The organism is Enterobacter hormaechei subsp. xiangfangensis (genome assembly GCF_001729785.1).
Taxonomy (GTDB): domain Bacteria; phylum Pseudomonadota; class Gammaproteobacteria; order Enterobacterales; family Enterobacteriaceae; genus Enterobacter; species Enterobacter hormaechei_C.
Genome location: NZ_CP017183.1, coordinates 4,500,192 through 4,516,954, shown reverse-complemented (window position 1 = coordinate 4,516,954; position 16,763 = coordinate 4,500,192). Strand labels below are relative to the sequence as shown.

The following is a 16,763-nucleotide window of genomic DNA, read 5'->3' as shown; positions in this document are numbered from 1 at the left end:
TTTACATCTGGACGTCTAAACGTATAGAAGTTCACAACACAACAGACAATGACACGCGATTGATAGGGGTAGGGTATGAGCTTTTTTCACGCCAACCAGCGGGAAGCACTGAACCAGAGCCTGGCCGAAGTAAACGGCCAGATTAACGTCTCTTTTGAATTTTTCCCGCCGCGCACCAGTGAAATGGAGCAAACCCTGTGGAGCTCTATCGATCGCCTGAGCAGCCTCAAGCCGAAGTTCGTCTCCGTGACCTACGGCGCCAACTCCGGTGAGCGTGACCGCACGCACAGCATCATTAAGGGCATTAAAGACCGAACCGGTCTGGAAGCGGCGCCGCACCTGACCTGTATCGACGCCACCCGTGATGAACTGCGCGCCATTGCCCAGGACTACTGGAATAACGGCATTCGCCACATTGTGGCCCTGCGCGGCGACCTCCCGCCAGGCAGCGGTAAGCCAGAGATGTTTGCCGCCGATCTGGTCGGCCTGCTGAAAGACGTTGCCGACTTTGATATCTCCGTGGCCGCCTACCCTGAAGTTCACCCGGAAGCCAAAAGTGCCCAGGCGGATCTGCTCAACCTGAAGCGTAAAGTGGAGGCTGGTGCTAACCGTGCGATTACTCAGTTCTTCTTTGACGTTGAAAGCTACCTGCGCTTTCGTGACCGCTGCGTCTCGGCAGGTATTGATGTCGAAATCATCCCTGGTATTCTGCCGGTCTCGAACTTCAAACAGGCGAAGAAATTCGCGGATATGACCAACGTGCGCATTCCGCTGTGGATGTCCAAAATGTATGAAGGGCTGGACGACGACCCGGAAACCCGCAAGCTGGTGGGGGCCAATATCGCGATGGACATGGTGAAGATTTTAAGCCGCGAAGGGGTGAAAGATTTCCATTTCTATACCCTGAATCGCGCGGAAATGAGCTATGCCATTTGCCATACGCTCGGTGTTCGCCCGGCGCTGTAAAGTAAAAAGCCCTCATAAAACGAGGGCTTTTTAATCGAACAGAGAGTTAAAAGGTATTAGCTATCGAATCTGTGGATTAATTCAACTATCTCTTATCGCTAGTGGTGTATATCGTAACGGTAACACTGTAAAGGGAGCATAGCGATGAGCATGTCAGACGAGACCAATAACGCGGCATCCGCCGGCAAATGTCCGTTCCACCAGGGCGGCGTCGATCACAGCGCGGGTGCAGGTACCGGCAGCAAAGATTGGTGGCCTAAACAACTCCGCATCGATCTTCTAAACCAACATTCCAACCGTTCGAACCCGCTGGGTGAAGACTTCGACTACCGCAAAGAATTCAGCAAGCTCGACTATTCCGCCCTTAAGGGCGATCTCAAAGCCCTTTTAACTGACTCACAACCGTGGTGGCCTGCCGACTGGGGAAGCTATGCGGGCCTGTTTATTCGTATGGCCTGGCACGGTGCGGGTACCTATCGCTCCGTTGACGGTCGCGGCGGCGCGGGGCGCGGCCAGCAACGTTTTGCGCCGCTGAACTCCTGGCCTGATAACGTCAGCCTGGATAAGGCTCGCCGTCTGCTGTGGCCAGTTAAGCAAAAATACGGACAAAAAATCTCCTGGGCCGACCTGTTTATCCTCGCGGGTAACGTGGCGCTGGAGAACTCCGGCTTCCGCACTTTTGGTTTCGGTGCCGGGCGTGAAGACGTCTGGGAACCGGATCTGGATGTGAACTGGGGCGATGAAAAAGCCTGGCTGACCCACCGTGACCCGGAAGCGCTGGCGAAGCGCCCGCTTGCGGCCACTGAAATGGGCCTGATTTACGTTAACCCGGAAGGGCCAAACGCCAGCGGTGAACCGCTGTCTGCGGCGGCGGCGATCCGCGCTACCTTTGGCAATATGGGCATGAACGACGAAGAGACCGTCGCGCTGATTGCAGGCGGCCATACGCTCGGTAAAACGCACGGCGCAGGCGAAGCCACGCATGTGGGCACTGACCCGGAAGCGTCGCCGATTGAAGCGCAGGGTCTGGGCTGGGCCAGCACGCACGGCACCGGTATTGGCGCTGACGCCATCACCTCCGGGCTGGAAGTTATCTGGTCTCAAACCCCGACCCAGTGGAGCAACTACTTCTTCGAGAACCTGTTCAAATACGAATGGGTGCAGACGCGTAGCCCGGCGGGCGCCATTCAGTTTGAAGCCGTGGATGCGCCAGAAATTATGCCTGACCCGTTTGACCCGTCGAAAAAACGCAAGCCAACCATGCTGGTCACCGACCTGACGCTGCGTTTTGATCCGGAATTCGAGAAAATTTCCCGTCGCTTCCTGAACGATCCGCAGGCCTTCAACGAAGCCTTTGCGCGCGCGTGGTTCAAGCTGACCCATCGCGATATGGGGCCAAAAGCGCGGTACATTGGCCCGGAAGTGCCGAAAGAAGATTTGATTTGGCAGGATCCGCTGCCTCAGCCGGTGTTCCATCCGACGCAGGAAGATATTGAAAGCCTGAAAGCGGAAATCGCGGCCTCTGGTCTCTCCGTGAGCGAGCTGGTTTCCGTGGCCTGGGCGTCGGCATCGACCTTCCGCGGCGGCGACAAGCGTGGCGGCGCTAACGGCGCGCGTCTGGCGCTGGCGCCTCAGCGCGACTGGGATGTGAACGCCGCGGCGGTACGGGCGTTACCGGCTCTGGAAGCTATTCAGCGCACCACTAATAAAGCCTCACTGGCCGATATCATCGTGCTGGCAGGTGTTGTGGGCGTTGAGCAGGCGGCGAAAGCGGCAGGCGTTTACGTCAACGTACCGTTTACCCCAGGCCGCGTAGATGCGCGTCAGGACCAGACGGACATCGAGATGTTTAACCTGCTCGAACCGGTTGCCGACGGTTTCCGCAACTACCGTGCGCAGGTGGATGTGTCCACCACCGAGTCGCTGCTGATCGACAAAGCCCAGCAGCTGACCCTGACCGCGCCGGAACTGACGGTGCTAATCGGCGGTCTGCGCGTACTGGGTGCAAACTTCGATGGCAGCAAGAATGGCGTGTTTACCAACCGCGAGGGCGTGCTGAGCAACGACTTCTTCGTTAATCTGCTGGATATGAACACCCAGTGGAAAGCGACCGATGACTCAAACGAGCTGTTTGCCGGTAGCGATCGCGCCAGCGGGGAAGTGAAATACACCGCCACCCGCGCCGATCTGGTCTTCGGTTCAAACGCCGTCCTGCGTGCGCTGGCCGAAGTTTACGCCAGCAGTGATGCACACGAGAAGTTCGTCCGTGATTTTGTTGCCGCGTGGGCGCGAGTGATGGATTTGGACCGGTTTGACGTGAAGTAACCCATGTGCCGGGTGGCGGCTACGCCTTACCCGGCCTACAAATTAAAGTGCCATGTAGGCCGGGTAAGCGCAGCGCCACCCGGCTTTTTTCGTTACTCCCACTCCTGCAAGAATCGCTGTCCATACTGGTCGGCCACCAGCAGCGCCGCATAGACCTGATCCGGCGTGACGCCGCCAGGCATGTTGTGAATGGTTTCACCTTCGGCGCAGGACGCTTCCGCGATCAGCCGCATTTTGGCCGGAATATCCTCTTTGATGTTCAGCTGCGCCAGGGTGATCGGCAGCCCAACGCTGTGGCAAAGCGCGGCGACGGTCTCAATTTCTTCAACCGGCGCGTTCTCCAGTACCAGCTGTGTCAGTGTGCCGAACGCGACCTTTTCACCATGGTAAAAATGATGCGCATCCGGCACCGCCGTCATGCCGTTGTGAATGGCGTGCGCCGCCGCCAGCCCGCCGCTTTCAAAGCCCACCCCGCTGAGATAGGTGTTGGCTTCGATAATGCGTTCCAGCGCCGGTGTGACGACATGCTGCTCTGCCGCCAGCATCGCTTTCTCGCCCTCTTCAACCAGCGTGTTGTAGCACAGCTCTGCCAGCGCTAACGCTGCCTGCGTGCACTTGCCACCCGCCATGGTCGTGGCGCCGCTGCGCGAACAGGCGCGCGCTTCAAACCAGGTTGCCAGTGCATCGCCAATCCCGGCGGCCAGCAGGCGCGCAGGTGCGCCTGCCACCACTTTGGTATCGACAATCACCATGTTCGGGTTGTGCGGCAGCATCAGGTAGCGATCGAACTCACCGCTGTCGGTATAAATCACGGAGAGGGCGCTGCACGGCGCATCGGTGGAGGCAATGGTCGGGGCAATAGCCACCGGCACGTCCATAAAGTGCGCCAGCGCTTTGGCGGTATCCAGCGTTTTTCCGCCGCCGATACCCAGCACCGCCAGGCAGTCGGCGCTGTCGGCCAGCTTTTTCAGGCGATCGATTTCATTTTGCGAACATTCGCCACCAAACGGTGCGATTTCGGCATGGAGTCCGGCTTTTTTAAAACTCTGACGCAGGGTTTCTTCAGCAAAACCCAGCACAAATTTATCGCCCACCACCAGCCAGCGATTCGCCAGCGGCTTCAGGTAGTCGCCGAGGCGAGTAAGAACATCTGCACCCTGGATGTATTTCCCCGGCGATTGAATAATACGGTCCATAACAGTTCTCCCTTAGAGGTTGAGGTTACCAAACGCGTTTTTCCAGTCCTGCTCGAACTTCTCTATGGCTGACTCTACCGCTGGTGTGTCGAGCATTTGTTGCGCTACGTCTAAGGGAAGCGTGATTGCCTCACATCCTGCCAACAGGCAATCCAGCGCCTGGCGCGGCGTTTTAAAGCTGGCAGCCAGCACCATGCTTTCCGGCGCATGCAGTTCCAGCAGGGACTGCAGCTCCTGTACCATGCCAATACCGTCGCCGCCCTGTGCGTCGACGCGGTTGACGTACGGCGCAACGTATTTCGCGCCTGCCAGCGCGGCCAGTAAACCCTGAGCGGCGCTGTAAACGGCGGTGCCCAGCGTGGTAATACCCTCTCTTTTCAGCTCTTTAATGGCGATAAGCCCCTGCGCGGTGACCGGAATTTTCACCACAATACCCGGGATGGCGTTACTCAGGCGTTTGGCCTCCGCCACCATGCCTTCGGCGTCGCGGCTCATGGTTTGAGCAAACAGCGTGCCCTCCGGCCCGATGGCTTGTTGCAGCCGCGGCAGCACGTCCCAGATGGATTCACGGCTGGTGGCAATGATGCTCGGGTTGGTGGTAACGCCCGCAATGGGAAAAATGCGCGCCAGGCGTTCAACTTCCGCCACGTTGGCGGTATCCAGGTACAGTTCCATCACTCTTCCTCGTTTTACAGTTCTAATTCGTGTTGTAGCAGGGAAGCAATCGCCTCCCCTGAGCTGGCGTTAACCAGCGCATTGCGGAAATCCTCATGCATGATGCGGCGTGCCAGTCGGGAGAAAATACGCATATGCTGATCGCCCGCGGCGTGTTTATTCAGCGTTAGCATGATGATGAATTGTGCTTCTTCATCTCCCCACATGACGGGGGCTTTCAGGCGTGCAACGCTGATGGTGGATTGCTCAATGTGCTCCGATTTGCTGTGCGGGATAGCAAAGCTAAAGCCGAGCCCGGTGGAGAAGACCGCTTCGCGTGCCCACAGATCGGCCTCCAGCTTGCGTGGATAGCGGCAACGTCCTGCGAGCAGCAGGTTATCGGTCATTCCCTTCATGACCTCTTCTTTGCTGTTCCAGTCATTGTCCAGTGAAATGCAGCGAGGTGTAACCAGAGGTGTGTCCTGCTGATTCATGCGGAACTGCGCCAGCAGGTGCTCCACTTCAAGTGAGGTGCGACACGCCATGGCCTGATTCAGCAACTGGCGGCAGGCGCGGCTATCAAGCTGAGCCAGACGCGCTTTGGTTGCCGGGATAGCGGGCGACCCCATGCTCAGCTCGTCCAAACCCAGACCCACCAGCAATGGCAACACCGAGCCTTTTGCACCCAGTTCGCCGCACAGGCCAATCCATTTCCCCTGGCGATGGACGGCTTGTACCGCGTAATCCAGCGCCCTCAGGAAGGCCGGGTTCAGGCTGTTGTAATGGCGTGTGACTTTGGCGTTATCGCGATCAACAGCCAGCAGATACTGCGTCAGGTCATTGCTACCGATGCTAAAGAAATCAATCTCTTCGCAGCACTTGTCGATGATAAACATCACCGAAGGGACTTCCAGCATGATGCCAAGCGGGATTTTCTCATCAAACGGAATATGCTCAGCGCGGAGCTGTTGTTTCGCTTCGGCAAGTTTCTCTTTCACCCACAGGATCTCTTCCATGGAAGAGATCATCGGGATCATGATCTTCAGGCTGCCGTGAGCAGAGGCGCGCAGGATCGCCCGAAGCTGGGTGGTGAAAAGCACTGCATACTCTTCGTAAATACGTACGGCGCGGTAACCGAGGAACGGGTTATTTTCGGCCGGGATCTTCAGGTACTCTACCGGCTTATCGCCGCCGATATCCATGGTCCGCACGATGATGCTGCGCCCGTTTGCACTTTCCAGTGCCTGACAGAAAATGTTGTAGAGCTCGTTTTCACCGGGCGCGCTGCTGCGGTCCATATAAAGCATTTCGGTGCGAAACAGGCCAACGCCCTCGGCGCCGTTCTCAAAGGCTGCCTGCGCTTCCACCGCATGGGCGATGTTCGCGGCAATCTCAACCCGCAGGCCGTCGGCGGTTCTGGCTTCCCGGTCCAGCCAGATGCCCTGCTGCTCGCGTAGTGCCTGTTGTACCCGTGCTTCCTGTCGGTAGTAGCGCGCCACCGCATCGCTGGCATCGACCACGACGGCACCAGCATTGCCATCGATAAATACGGATTGATTGCGCCACTGCAGCAGGCTTTCATTGTCGACGCCCACCAGCGTCGGAATATTAAAGGAACGTGCAAGAATAACCGTATGCGAGGTTGTTCCACCGCTTTTTAACAGCAGCCCTTTTAGCAAGGTTTTATCCAGTTCCAGGAACTGGCCGGGCGTGAGGTCGTCAGCAAGGCAGACGCTCGGCTGCGTCAGTTGCCCCGGAGACGGGAAACGCGCTTCACCGTAGATATGCTGTAAAAGCTGATAGCAGACGTCGCGTACGTCCAGCACACGTTCCTGCAAATACGTGCTGCTGGAACGAGAGAACGTATCGCAGAAATGGTTCGCCGTGGCGATGATGGCCTGAGCGCAGCTTAAGCCCCGGTTGACCCCTGACAGGAGGTGCTGGCGCAGCGAGGTATCCGTAGCCAGCGAACGATGGGCTTCAAGAATGGCGCTGGCGGTGCTGTCGCTGTCCAGCGCGCGCAGCTCAATGTTTTTCACCAGCAGGGTGAGACCATTATCCAGTGCTAACTGCTCATCTCCTTCGTCTTTCGCTTCGGGTAAATCTGACAGTGCGTTAAGATCCAGCGAGGCCAGCAAGGTCAACACGCCCTGGGCGCTACCGCTGCAAACGGGCAGGGCGCGGAAAAGCGTTGGATTAAGGCGCGCGAGGGATTCTGGCAGCGGATCGCGCTCAATATTAATGGCTTCTGCGAGCGGCGCATCACAGTGTGGGAACTCTTCCCGGAGCCATTGTTCCAGTTGCTGATAGGCGTTCTGCTCATCTTCACCTTGGATCACCAGACGACAGGCATCGCCTGCCAGCGTATCGGTGCCAATGACTGCCAGTGCGCTCTTGGCATTCCCTTTACGGTCTGTGCGCAGGTTGTGCCATTCGATTTGCGAGATAAACGTATTGCACAGCGTTTCCACCTGACTTGCCGGACGCGCGTGAACACCGTTGGGTAATTCACAGGTAAATTCCACTACGAGAGCCATACACACTCCTGAAATCAATCCTCATTCATTGGGCAACAGCATACGAGTGTGTTGATGACGCGCGCCATGTGACAAATCTGCCAAAAGCTGGACAAATGTAATGTCACGTGGAAAGTGAGATTTGACTCACAGGTTGTGGTCCTTTGTCTTATGCGTAACGTCTATCAGAAATGTCGAGGCGGATCGCATTTTTATTTCGATATTACAAAAATCCAGTAAATGGCCTTTTTGTCTCCTGTCCGCCGTCTTCCTGATTGCCTATTGTTTGCCACAACATCTTTATGGTTTTAGGCCAGGAGCGACATATGAAAGAGTTGGTGCATATTCTCAAGAACACGCGGCAGCATCTGATGACTGGGGTGTCGCACATGATCCCGTTTGTGGTCTCGGGCGGCATTCTGCTGGCGGTTTCGGTCATGTTGTATGGCAAAGGCGCGGTGCCCGATGCCGCAACCGATCCCAACCTGAAAAAACTCTTTGATATCGGCGTGGCGGGGTTAACGCTGATGGTGCCATTCCTCGCCGCCTATATCGGCTATTCCATTGCAGAACGCGCCGCGCTGGCTCCCTGTGCAATTGCCGCCTGGGTGGGCAACAGCTTCGGTGCCGGGTTCTTTGGCGCGATTATCGCCGGGATTTTCGGTGGGATTGTCGTTTGGTACCTGAAAAAACTGCCGGTCCCGAAAGTGCTGCGCTCCGTTATGCCAATTTTCATCATCCCGATTATCGGCACGTTTATCACAGCAGGCATCATGATGTGGGGGCTGGGCGAGCCTGTAGGCGCACTGACCACCGGCCTTACCCAGTGGCTGCAAGGAATGCAGCAGGGCAGCATTGTGGTACTCGCCATTATTATCGGTCTCATGCTGGCGTTCGATATGGGCGGCCCGGTCAACAAAGTGGCGTATGCCTTCATGCTGATTTGCGTTGCGCAGGGCGTCTATACCGTCGTTGCAATTGCCGCCGTGGCTATTTGCATACCACCGCTAGGATTAGGCCTGGCGACGCTGATTAATCGCAAGAATTTTACCGGTGAAGAGCGTGAAGCGGGTAAGGCTGCATTAGTGATGGGCTGCGTGGGGGTCACCGAAGGGGCCATTCCGTTCGCTGCTGCTGATCCTCTGCGCGTTATTCCCTCCATCATGCTGGGATCCGCATGTGGCGCAGTGACGGCCGCCGTGATGGGCGCACAATGCTATGCCGGTTGGGGCGGGCTCATCGTTCTCCCTGTGGTGGAGGGCAAGCTGGGCTACATCGTGGCGGTTGCCGTGGGGGCTGTGGTGACGGCCATTAGCGTTAACGTGCTGAAGAGTTTTGCCCGCAAGAATGCAAAACAGGTCGAGGAAAAAGAGGACGACCTGGATCTGGATTTCGAAATTAACTGAGTGAGGAAGAGAACATGGCCCGAATTATCGCAGTAACAGCATGTCCGTCAGGCGTTGCCCATACCTACATGGCGGCCGAAGCGCTGGAAAGTGCCGCCAAAGCTAAAGGTTGGGAAGTGAAGGTTGAAACGCAAGGGTCGATTGGCCTGGAGAACGAACTGACGGCAGAAGACGTTGCCGCCGCAGATATGGTGATCCTGACCAAAGATATCGGCATTAAATTCGAAGAGCGCTTTGCCGGGAAAACCATTGTACGCGTCAATATCAGCGACGCGGTAAAACGCGCCGACGCCATCATGAACAAAATTGATGCCCACCTGGCGCAAACCGCCTGACGCTCTCCCGCCCTTCGGGGCGGGCTCGTTTTCCGTTACAGGAGTTCCCTCATGACAAATCGTACCCAGCGTTTGAAAGACGCACTTTTTGCCAGTCCACGTGAAATCTCGCTTGAGCGTGCTTTGCTCTATACCGCCAGCCATCAGCAGACGGAGGGCGAGCCGGTTATCCTCAGGCGAGCAAAAGCCACGGCGTACATTCTTGACCATGTGAACATCGCGATTCGTGATGAGGAACTGATTGCCGGAAACCGGACCGTTAAACCGCGCGCGGGCATTATGTCCCCTGAGATGGATCCGTACTGGCTGCTTAAGGAGCTGGACCAGTTTTCCACACGTCCGCAGGACCGCTTCGAGATCGGCGAAGCGGATAAGCAGATCTACCGCGACGTGCTGTATCCCTACTGGGAAAAACGGTCGATGAAAGATTTCATCAACAGCCAGATGACGGATGAGGTGAAAGCCGCTGTAGGGACGCAAATTTTCAGCGTCAACCAGACGGACAAAGGGCAGGGGCATATCATTATTGATTATCCGCGCCTGCTGAATAACGGGCTGGGTGCGCTGGTGGCGCAAATGCGAGAATATTGTGCCCGCGATGCGCAGAACACGTTCTATGCCGCCGCGCTGATTCTGCTTGAAGCCTCCCAGCGTCATATTCTGCGCTATGCTGCGCTGGCTGAAACGCTTGCAACCGTCTGTGATGACGCTTCACGGCGTGAAGAGCTACGAAAGATTGCCGAAATCTCGCGTCACAACGCGCAGCATAAGCCGCAAACGTTCTGGCAGGCGTGTCAGCTGTTCTGGTATATGAACGTCATTTTGCAATACGAATCTAACGCCAGCTCGCTTTCTATCGGGCGCTTCGACCAGTATATGCTGCCCTTTTATCAGGCTTCGCTTTCGCAGGGGGACGATCCCGCATTTCTGAAAGAGCTACTGGAATCGCTGTGGGTGAAATGCAATGACGTGGTGCTTTTACGTTCGACGAGTAGCGCACGTTATTTTGCTGGTTTCCCGACGGGTTATACCGCGTTGTTGGGCGGTTTAACGGAGAGCGGTCGTAGCGCAGTGAATGTGCTTTCCTTCCTGTGCCTGGATGCTTACCAAAGCGTTCAGCTTCCTCAACCGAACCTTGGCGTACGGGTTAATGAACTTATCGACCGACCTTTCCTGCTTAAAACGGCAGAGACGATCCGCCTGGGCACTGGTATTCCGCAGATTTTCAATGATGAAGTGGTGGTACCCGCTTTCCTGAATCGGGGTGTGTCGCTGGAGGATGCGCGCGACTACGCGGTGGTAGGCTGTGTAGAACTGTCAATTCCGGGTAAAACCTACGGTCTACACGATATCGCGATGTTTAACCTGCTGAAAGTAATGGAAATCGCGATGCTGGAGAACGAAGGCAATTCAACGCTGAGTTATGAAGGCTTGCTGGACCATATTCGCGCCAAAATTAACCACTACATTGCGCTGATGGTTGAGGGGAGCAACATTTGCGATATCGGCCATCGAGACTGGGCACCGGTGCCGTTGCTCTCTTCATTTATCAGCGATTGTCTTGAATCAGGGAAAGATATTACCGACGGCGGGGCGCGGTATAACTTTTCTGGCGTTCAGGGGATCGGGATAGCCAATCTGAGTGATTCACTGCACGCCCTGAAAGGGCTGGTCTTTGAACAGCAGCGCTTAAGTTTTGATGAGCTCTTAGCCGTGTTAAAAGCGAACTTTGCCACCCCCGAGGGAGAAAAGGTGCGTGCAAGGTTGATCAATCGCTTCGAAAAATACGGCAATGATATCGATGATGTCGACAATATCAGCGCTGAACTGTTGCGCCATTACTGTAAAGAGGTCGAAAAATACCGGAACCCGCGCGGCGGACAGTTCACGCCAGGCTCTTATACCGTATCGGCACACGTGCCGCTGGGGGCAGTGGTGGGAGCTACACCGGATGGCCGCTTTGCCGGAGAGCAACTGGCTGACGGTGGGCTCTCGCCGATGCTTGGGCAAGATATGCAGGGCCCAACGGCGGTACTTAAATCGGTAAGCAAGCTGGATAACTATCTGTTATCTAACGGTACGCTGTTAAACGTTAAATTTACCCCTGCGACGCTGGAAGGCGATGCCGGGCTGCAAAAGCTGGCGGATTTCCTTCGCGCTTTCACCCAGCTTAAGTTGCAGCATATCCAGTTCAACGTGGTGAACGCGGAAACATTGCGTGAAGCGCAACAGCGTCCACAGGATTTTGCCGGGCTGGTGGTGCGCGTTGCCGGCTACAGCGCCTTCTTTGTTGAGTTATCGAAGGAGATCCAGGATGACATTATCCGCCGCACAGCGCATCAGCTGTGACGTGGTTGAAACGCGCGCCGAGGTGGCGCGTATTTTCAATATCCAGCGCTACTCATTGAATGACGGTCGCGGCATCCGTACGGTGGTCTTTTTTAAAGGTTGTCCTCACCGTTGTCCGTGGTGTGCGAATCCGGAGTCGATTTCACCGAAAATCGAGACGGTACGTAGAGAAAGTAAATGTCTTCACTGCGCCCCCTGTTTGCGGGACGTCGATGAGTGCCCCTCCGGCGCATTTGAGCCTATCGGGCGGGATGTTACGCTGGAGGAGCTGATAAACGAGGTCATGAAAGACGATGTCTTCTTTCGTTCCTCGGGAGGCGGGGTGACGCTCTCGGGTGGCGAAGTGTTGCTGCAGGCGCCTTTCGCGACACAATTTCTACAGCGATTACGCCGTTTCGGCGTGCATACGGCCATTGAAACGGCAGGCGATGCCCCTTTGTCCCGACTCATGCCGCTGGCTCGCCAGTGTGATGAAGTGTTGTTTGATTTAAAGATCATGGACGCGGATCTGGCCCAATCGATTGTGGCAATGAATCTTCCCAGAGTGCTGGATAATTTCCGCCAGCTGGTGGCTAACGGGATAAACGTGATTCCTCGTGTGCCGCTTATTCCTGGTTATACGCTTAACGAAACGAACATGGCACGCGTGCTGGCTTTCCTGCTACCTTCAGGAATACGGCAACTGCATTTATTGCCCTTCCATCAGTATGGGGAGCCAAAATACCGTCTGCTGGGACAGGAGTGGGGGATGCGGCAAGCGATCCCTCCGACAGAAGATGAGGTGTCAGCGATGCGTCAACTGGCAGAGCGCGAAGGTTTCAATGTTACCGTGGGAGGCTGAACATGACAGTGATAACGGGACGTCATCTGGTGGCGGTGACCGCGTGCGTCAGTGGCGTTGCACACACCTATATGGCTGCCGAACGGCTGGAAAAGCTCTGCCAGCAGGAGAAGTGGAGCGTTAACATTGAGACGCAGGGAGCGCTGGGCGTTGAGAGCGAGCTTACGGAAGACGACATACGGCGTGCCGATGTCATATTGCTCATTACCGATATCGAACTGGCGGGCAGCGAACGTTTCGAGCATGCGCGCTACGTGAAGTGCGGTATTAGCGCCTTTTTACGCGACCCACAAAAGGTGATGGGGGCGGTGCGTAAAATGTTAGCCGCTCCGCAGCATACTCAGGTCATTCTGGACTAATCGCCTTCCCGGTGAGCTGGCTGTGATACTGGCGACGGTATTCTGACGGCGAACGTTCGGTGTTCTTACGAAACAACCGGCAGAAATAGTTGCTGTCGACAAATCCGCAGGCATGCGCCACCTCTTTCACTTTCAAATCATATCCTTTCAGCAACTGGCGCGCGTGTTCCAGTCGGGTGTGCGTCAGGTACTCATTGAAACCCACTGCGCCCGTTTTCTGGAACAGATGCGACAGGTAGTTTGGGGAGATATAAAACGCCTGCGCGACGGATTCCCGGGTAAGGGGAGTGGCGTAGTGTTCGTCAATATAGACCCGAATTGCTTCAAACAAAGCCTGGCTGCGGGAGGCGGTTTGGATCTGACTACCCAGCAGGTCGACGCAGTGGCTAAGCAGGCTGGCAATAATCAGCCGCGCGGTTTGTTGCTCATGCGGTTGCATCTGCATTTCATGAAGCGTCTGTAAGAGTAGCGATCCAATACGGGGACCGCGGCGGGCAACGTGCTGCTTTGTCAGGTTTCGCACGTCTATACCATTCCAGTGCAAAAGGCTAAACCCAAGCTGCTGTTTGCCAAACAGGATGCTCAGCGTTGTTGCGGGTGCTTGCCATTGTGGATTATTCCAGCCGCCAGCCGGGACGTATAAAACATCACCCTGCTGTAAAACGCAGCCAGCCTGGTCTTTCATCGAACCTTCGATCGCGATCTCCAGACGTGGAAAATCGACCTGCAAGGCAAGTTCGGGGGCGGAGGTAGCGGAGTTTGCAAAATGCACCTGACGCAGCGGCGTTGTGCCGTTGATCAGGTTAGTCAGGATCTGGGTAATGTCGTGGTGCATGGTGTGGATACCAGGGTATTGCCCGGCGGCGCTGGTGCTTGCCGGGCCTACGAAAAGCCTATTTTAGGCCGGGTAAGCGTAAACGCCACCCGGCAAAACCGATTAACCGGTGTTACGCATACCTGCCGCAACGCCCGCAATCGTCACCATCAGCGCCTGTTCAACGCGTGGATCCGGCTCTTTACCTTCCTCTTCCGCCAGACGCGAACGGTGCAGCAGTTCAGCCTGTAAAACGTTCAGCGGGTCGGTGTAGATGTTACGCAGCTGGATAGACTCGGCGATCCACGGCAGGTCTTCCATCAGGTGGGAGTCGTTAGCGATGTCCAGCACCACTTTGATGTCGCCTTCCAGCAGTTCGCGCAGCTCTTTGCCCAGCGCCCACAGCTCCGGCTTCACCAGGCGCTGATCGTAGTATTCCGCCAGCCACAGGTCGGCCTTCGAGAAGACCATCTCCAGCATTCCCAGACGGGTAGAGAAGAATGGCCAGTCGCGGCACATGGTTTCCAGTTCGCTCTGCTTACCGTCTTCCACCACTTTTTGCAGCGCCGCACCGGCACCCAGCCAGGCTGGCAGCATTAAGCGGTTTTGCGTCCAGGCGAAGATCCATGGAATGGCGCGCAGGGATTCAACGCCACCGGTCGGGCGACGCTTTGCAGGACGCGAGCCCAGCGGCAGTTTACCCAGCTCCTGTTCAGGCGTGGCCGAGCGGAAGTAAGGGACAAAATCTTTGTTTTCACGCACGTAGCCGCGGTACAGATCGCAGGAGATGTCAGACAGTTCGTCCATAATCCGGCACCAGGATTCTTTTGGCTCCGGCGGCGGCAGCAGGTTGGCTTCGAGGATCGCGCTGGTATAAAGCGACAGGCTGCTGATGGTCACTTCCGGCAGGCCGTACTTGAAGCGGATCATCTCGCCCTGCTCGGTCACGCGCAGGCCGCCTTTCAGGCTTCCTGGTGGTTGAGAGAGCAGCGCCGCGTGTGCAGGCGCACCGCCACGACCAATTGAGCCACCGCGTCCGTGGAACAGGGTCAGCTCGATACCGGCTTTCTCACAGGTTTTGATCAGTGCATCCTGCGCCTGATACTGCGCCCAGGAGGCTGCCATCACCCCCGCATCTTTCGCGGAGTCGGAATAGCCGATCATCACCATCTGTTTGCCCTGAATAAAGCCGCGATACCAGTCGATGTTCAGCAGCTGGGTCATCACGTCGTTAGCGTTGTTCAGGTCGTCGAGAGTCTCAAACAGCGGTGCTACCGGCAGAGCATAGTCAATGCCCGCTTCTTTCAGTAGAAGGTGAACGCCCAGCACGTCGGACGGGGTCTTCGCCATGGAGATCACGTAGGCGGCCACCGATCCTTTCGGCGCATCTACAATCGCTTTACAGGTGTTGAGCACTTCGCGGGTGTCATTGCTTGGCTCCCAGTTGCGCGGCAGCAGCGGGCGCTTGGAGTTCAGCTCGCGGATCAGGAACGCCTGTTTGTCGGCTTCTGACCAGCTTTCATAGTCGCCGATGCCGAGGTAGCGGGTCAGCTCGCCCAGCGCTTCGGTATGACGGGTACTTTCCTGACGAACGTCGATACGCACCAGCGGCACGCCGAAACACTTCACGCGGCGCAGGGTGTCGAGCAGTTCGCCGTTGGCAATGATGCCCATCCCACAAGCCTGGAGCGATTTATAGCAGGCGTATAGAGGCTCCCAGAGCTGTTCGTTCTGGCTCAGCAGACCTTCCGGCTTCGGCAGGCGCTGGCCTTTCAGGCGCGCTTCCAGCCAGGCCTGAGTGGCCATCAGCTGACCGCGCAGCTTTTTCATCAGGAAGCGGTACGGCTCGCTGGCGCCTTCTTCACCGGCCAGCGCGCGCAGTTCCGGCGTCGCTTCCACCATCGACAGCTCGGAGATCAGTACCTGGATATCTTTCAGGAACAGGTCGGTCGCTTTCCAGCGGCTCAGCAGCAGGACGTGACGGGTGATTTCCGCCGTCACGTTCGGGTTGCCGTCGCGGTCGCCGCCCATCCAGGAGGTGAAGCGAACCGGCACAAAGTCGACCGGCAGGCGATAGCCCAGATTTTCTTCCAGCTGTTCGTTCAGCTCGCGCAGGTAGTTGGGTACCCCTTCCCACAGGCTGTTTTCCACCACCGCAAAGCCCCACTTGGCTTCGTCGACCGGGCTTGGGCGATGCTTACGAATTTCATCGGTGTGCCAGGACTGGGCAATCAGCTGGCGCAGGCGGCGCATAAGCTGGTTACGTTCGTAGTCGGCGATGTCTTTGTTATCCAACTGCTTCAGACAGTTGTTCACTTCCACCATTTTGTGGATCAGAGTACGACGGGTGATTTCGGTTGGGTGTGCGGTCAGCACCAGCTCCAGCGAAAGGGATTCCACCGCTTTTTTGATGGTCGCTTCGTTGAGGTCGGGCTGGTCTTTGAGTTTACGAAGGGTGCGGGCAATGACTTCCGGGTTGCTGGCCGCTTCGCCTTTTGGCGAAATGCTGTGGTATTGCTCAGCGGTGTTGGCCAGGTTCAGGAACTGGCTGAAGGCGCGGGCAACGGGCAGCAGCTCATCGTTGGAGAGGTTCTGCAAGGTGGTAAGCAGCTCCTGACGATTGGCCTCATTACCGGCGCGGGAAGATTTGGACAGCTTGCGGATGGTTTCAACGCGGTCGAGGATGTTCTCCCCCAGTGCGTCTTTGATGGTATCTCCAAGCACTTTGCCGAGCATACTGACATTACTACGCAACGCGGAATATTGTTCGTTCATAAAAACCCAGTCACCCCATCATTTTTGTTTATGCCCAGGCGAAAATCTTCTGGACATTATTTTGTCATCTCCCTTTATAAAGCCACGTAAAACCCCCGTCGTCAATTGCTGCGAAAACGGTTCAGCAGACGAATAAATGCGGACAATTTACGAAATTTAATTCGCATTGCGTCAGATAAGAGATGCTTATGGAAATGTGACGGTGATCATGCGATTTGTTGCCCTCA

Annotated in this window: 12 protein-coding genes; 7 read left to right on the top strand and 5 right to left on the bottom strand. The window is 56.4% G+C overall.

The window, feature by feature from the left end; translation table 11 throughout:
* Window positions 1–75: 75 nt before the first annotated feature.
* Complete coding sequence (gene metF, locus BFV63_RS21565; protein WP_003862045.1) at window positions 76–966, top strand: methylenetetrahydrofolate reductase; 891 nt, start codon at window positions 76–78, stop codon at window positions 964–966.
* 144 nt (window positions 967–1,110) lie between these two features.
* Window positions 1,111–3,291 (top strand): catalase/peroxidase HPI, encoded by a 2,181-nt coding sequence (gene katG, locus BFV63_RS21560; RefSeq protein ID WP_003862046.1) that lies wholly within the window; start codon window positions 1,111–1,113, stop codon window positions 3,289–3,291.
* A 92-nt stretch (window positions 3,292–3,383) separates the two neighbouring features.
* Here the strand turns inward: katG and gldA are convergent, their stop codons facing one another.
* From gldA to ptsP, 3 genes are read right to left on the bottom strand one after another with little or no spacing between them, the layout of a single operon-like run.
* Window positions 3,384–4,487: a bifunctional L-1,2-propanediol dehydrogenase/glycerol dehydrogenase gene (gene gldA / locus BFV63_RS21555; protein ID WP_023315034.1), complete on the bottom strand. Its 1,104-nt coding sequence runs from the start codon at window positions 4,485–4,487 to the stop codon at window positions 3,384–3,386.
* 12 nt (window positions 4,488–4,499) lie between these two features.
* A complete protein-coding gene (gene fsa, locus BFV63_RS21550) occupies window positions 4,500–5,162 on the bottom strand; it encodes a fructose-6-phosphate aldolase (RefSeq protein WP_048241638.1) in 663 nt (220 codons plus the stop codon).
* A 14-nt stretch (window positions 5,163–5,176) separates the two neighbouring features.
* A complete protein-coding gene (ptsP, locus tag BFV63_RS21545) occupies window positions 5,177–7,678 on the bottom strand; it encodes a phosphoenolpyruvate--protein phosphotransferase (protein ID WP_048241639.1) in 2,502 nt (833 codons plus the stop codon).
* A gap of 305 nt (window positions 7,679–7,983) precedes the next feature.
* Here ptsP and BFV63_RS21540 point away from each other — a divergent pair, with 305 nt between their 5' ends.
* Genes BFV63_RS21540 through BFV63_RS21520 form a run of 5 tightly spaced genes read left to right on the top strand, consistent with a single transcriptional unit; the run spans window position 7,984 to window position 12,947 of the window.
* Complete coding sequence (locus BFV63_RS21540) at window positions 7,984–9,063, top strand: PTS fructose transporter subunit EIIC (RefSeq protein ID WP_045343481.1); 1,080 nt, start codon at window positions 7,984–7,986, stop codon at window positions 9,061–9,063.
* 14 nt (window positions 9,064–9,077) lie between these two features.
* On the top strand, window positions 9,078–9,398 hold the full coding sequence (locus BFV63_RS21535) for a PTS fructose-like transporter subunit IIB (RefSeq protein ID WP_023326311.1): 321 nt from the start codon (window positions 9,078–9,080) through the stop codon (window positions 9,396–9,398).
* Window positions 9,399–9,449: 51 nt separating this feature from the next.
* On the top strand, window positions 9,450–11,747 hold the full coding sequence (locus tag BFV63_RS21530; RefSeq protein WP_048241641.1) for a formate C-acetyltransferase: 2,298 nt from the start codon (window positions 9,450–9,452) through the stop codon (window positions 11,745–11,747).
* A complete protein-coding gene (locus BFV63_RS21525) occupies window positions 11,713–12,588 on the top strand; it encodes a [formate-C-acetyltransferase]-activating enzyme (protein WP_048241643.1) in 876 nt (291 codons plus the stop codon). Before BFV63_RS21530 ends, BFV63_RS21525 begins: the two co-directional genes overlap by 35 nt.
* Before the next feature lie 2 nt (window positions 12,589–12,590).
* Window positions 12,591–12,947, top strand: coding sequence for a PTS fructose-like transporter subunit IIB (locus BFV63_RS21520; RefSeq protein WP_048241645.1), 357 nt, complete (start codon window positions 12,591–12,593; stop codon window positions 12,945–12,947).
* On the opposite strand, the gene BFV63_RS21515 is transcribed toward BFV63_RS21520, so the two are convergent.
* Both BFV63_RS21515 and ppc read right to left on the bottom strand, forming a co-directional pair.
* A complete protein-coding gene (locus BFV63_RS21515) occupies window positions 12,934–13,782 on the bottom strand; it encodes a helix-turn-helix transcriptional regulator (RefSeq protein ID WP_023326307.1) in 849 nt (282 codons plus the stop codon). The two genes, BFV63_RS21520 and BFV63_RS21515, sit on opposite strands and share 14 nt — an antisense overlap.
* 102 nt (window positions 13,783–13,884) lie before the next feature.
* Window positions 13,885–16,536 (bottom strand): phosphoenolpyruvate carboxylase, encoded by a 2,652-nt coding sequence (gene ppc / locus BFV63_RS21510; RefSeq protein WP_017383108.1) that lies wholly within the window; start codon window positions 16,534–16,536, stop codon window positions 13,885–13,887.
* Window positions 16,537–16,763: the final 227 nt, after the last annotated feature.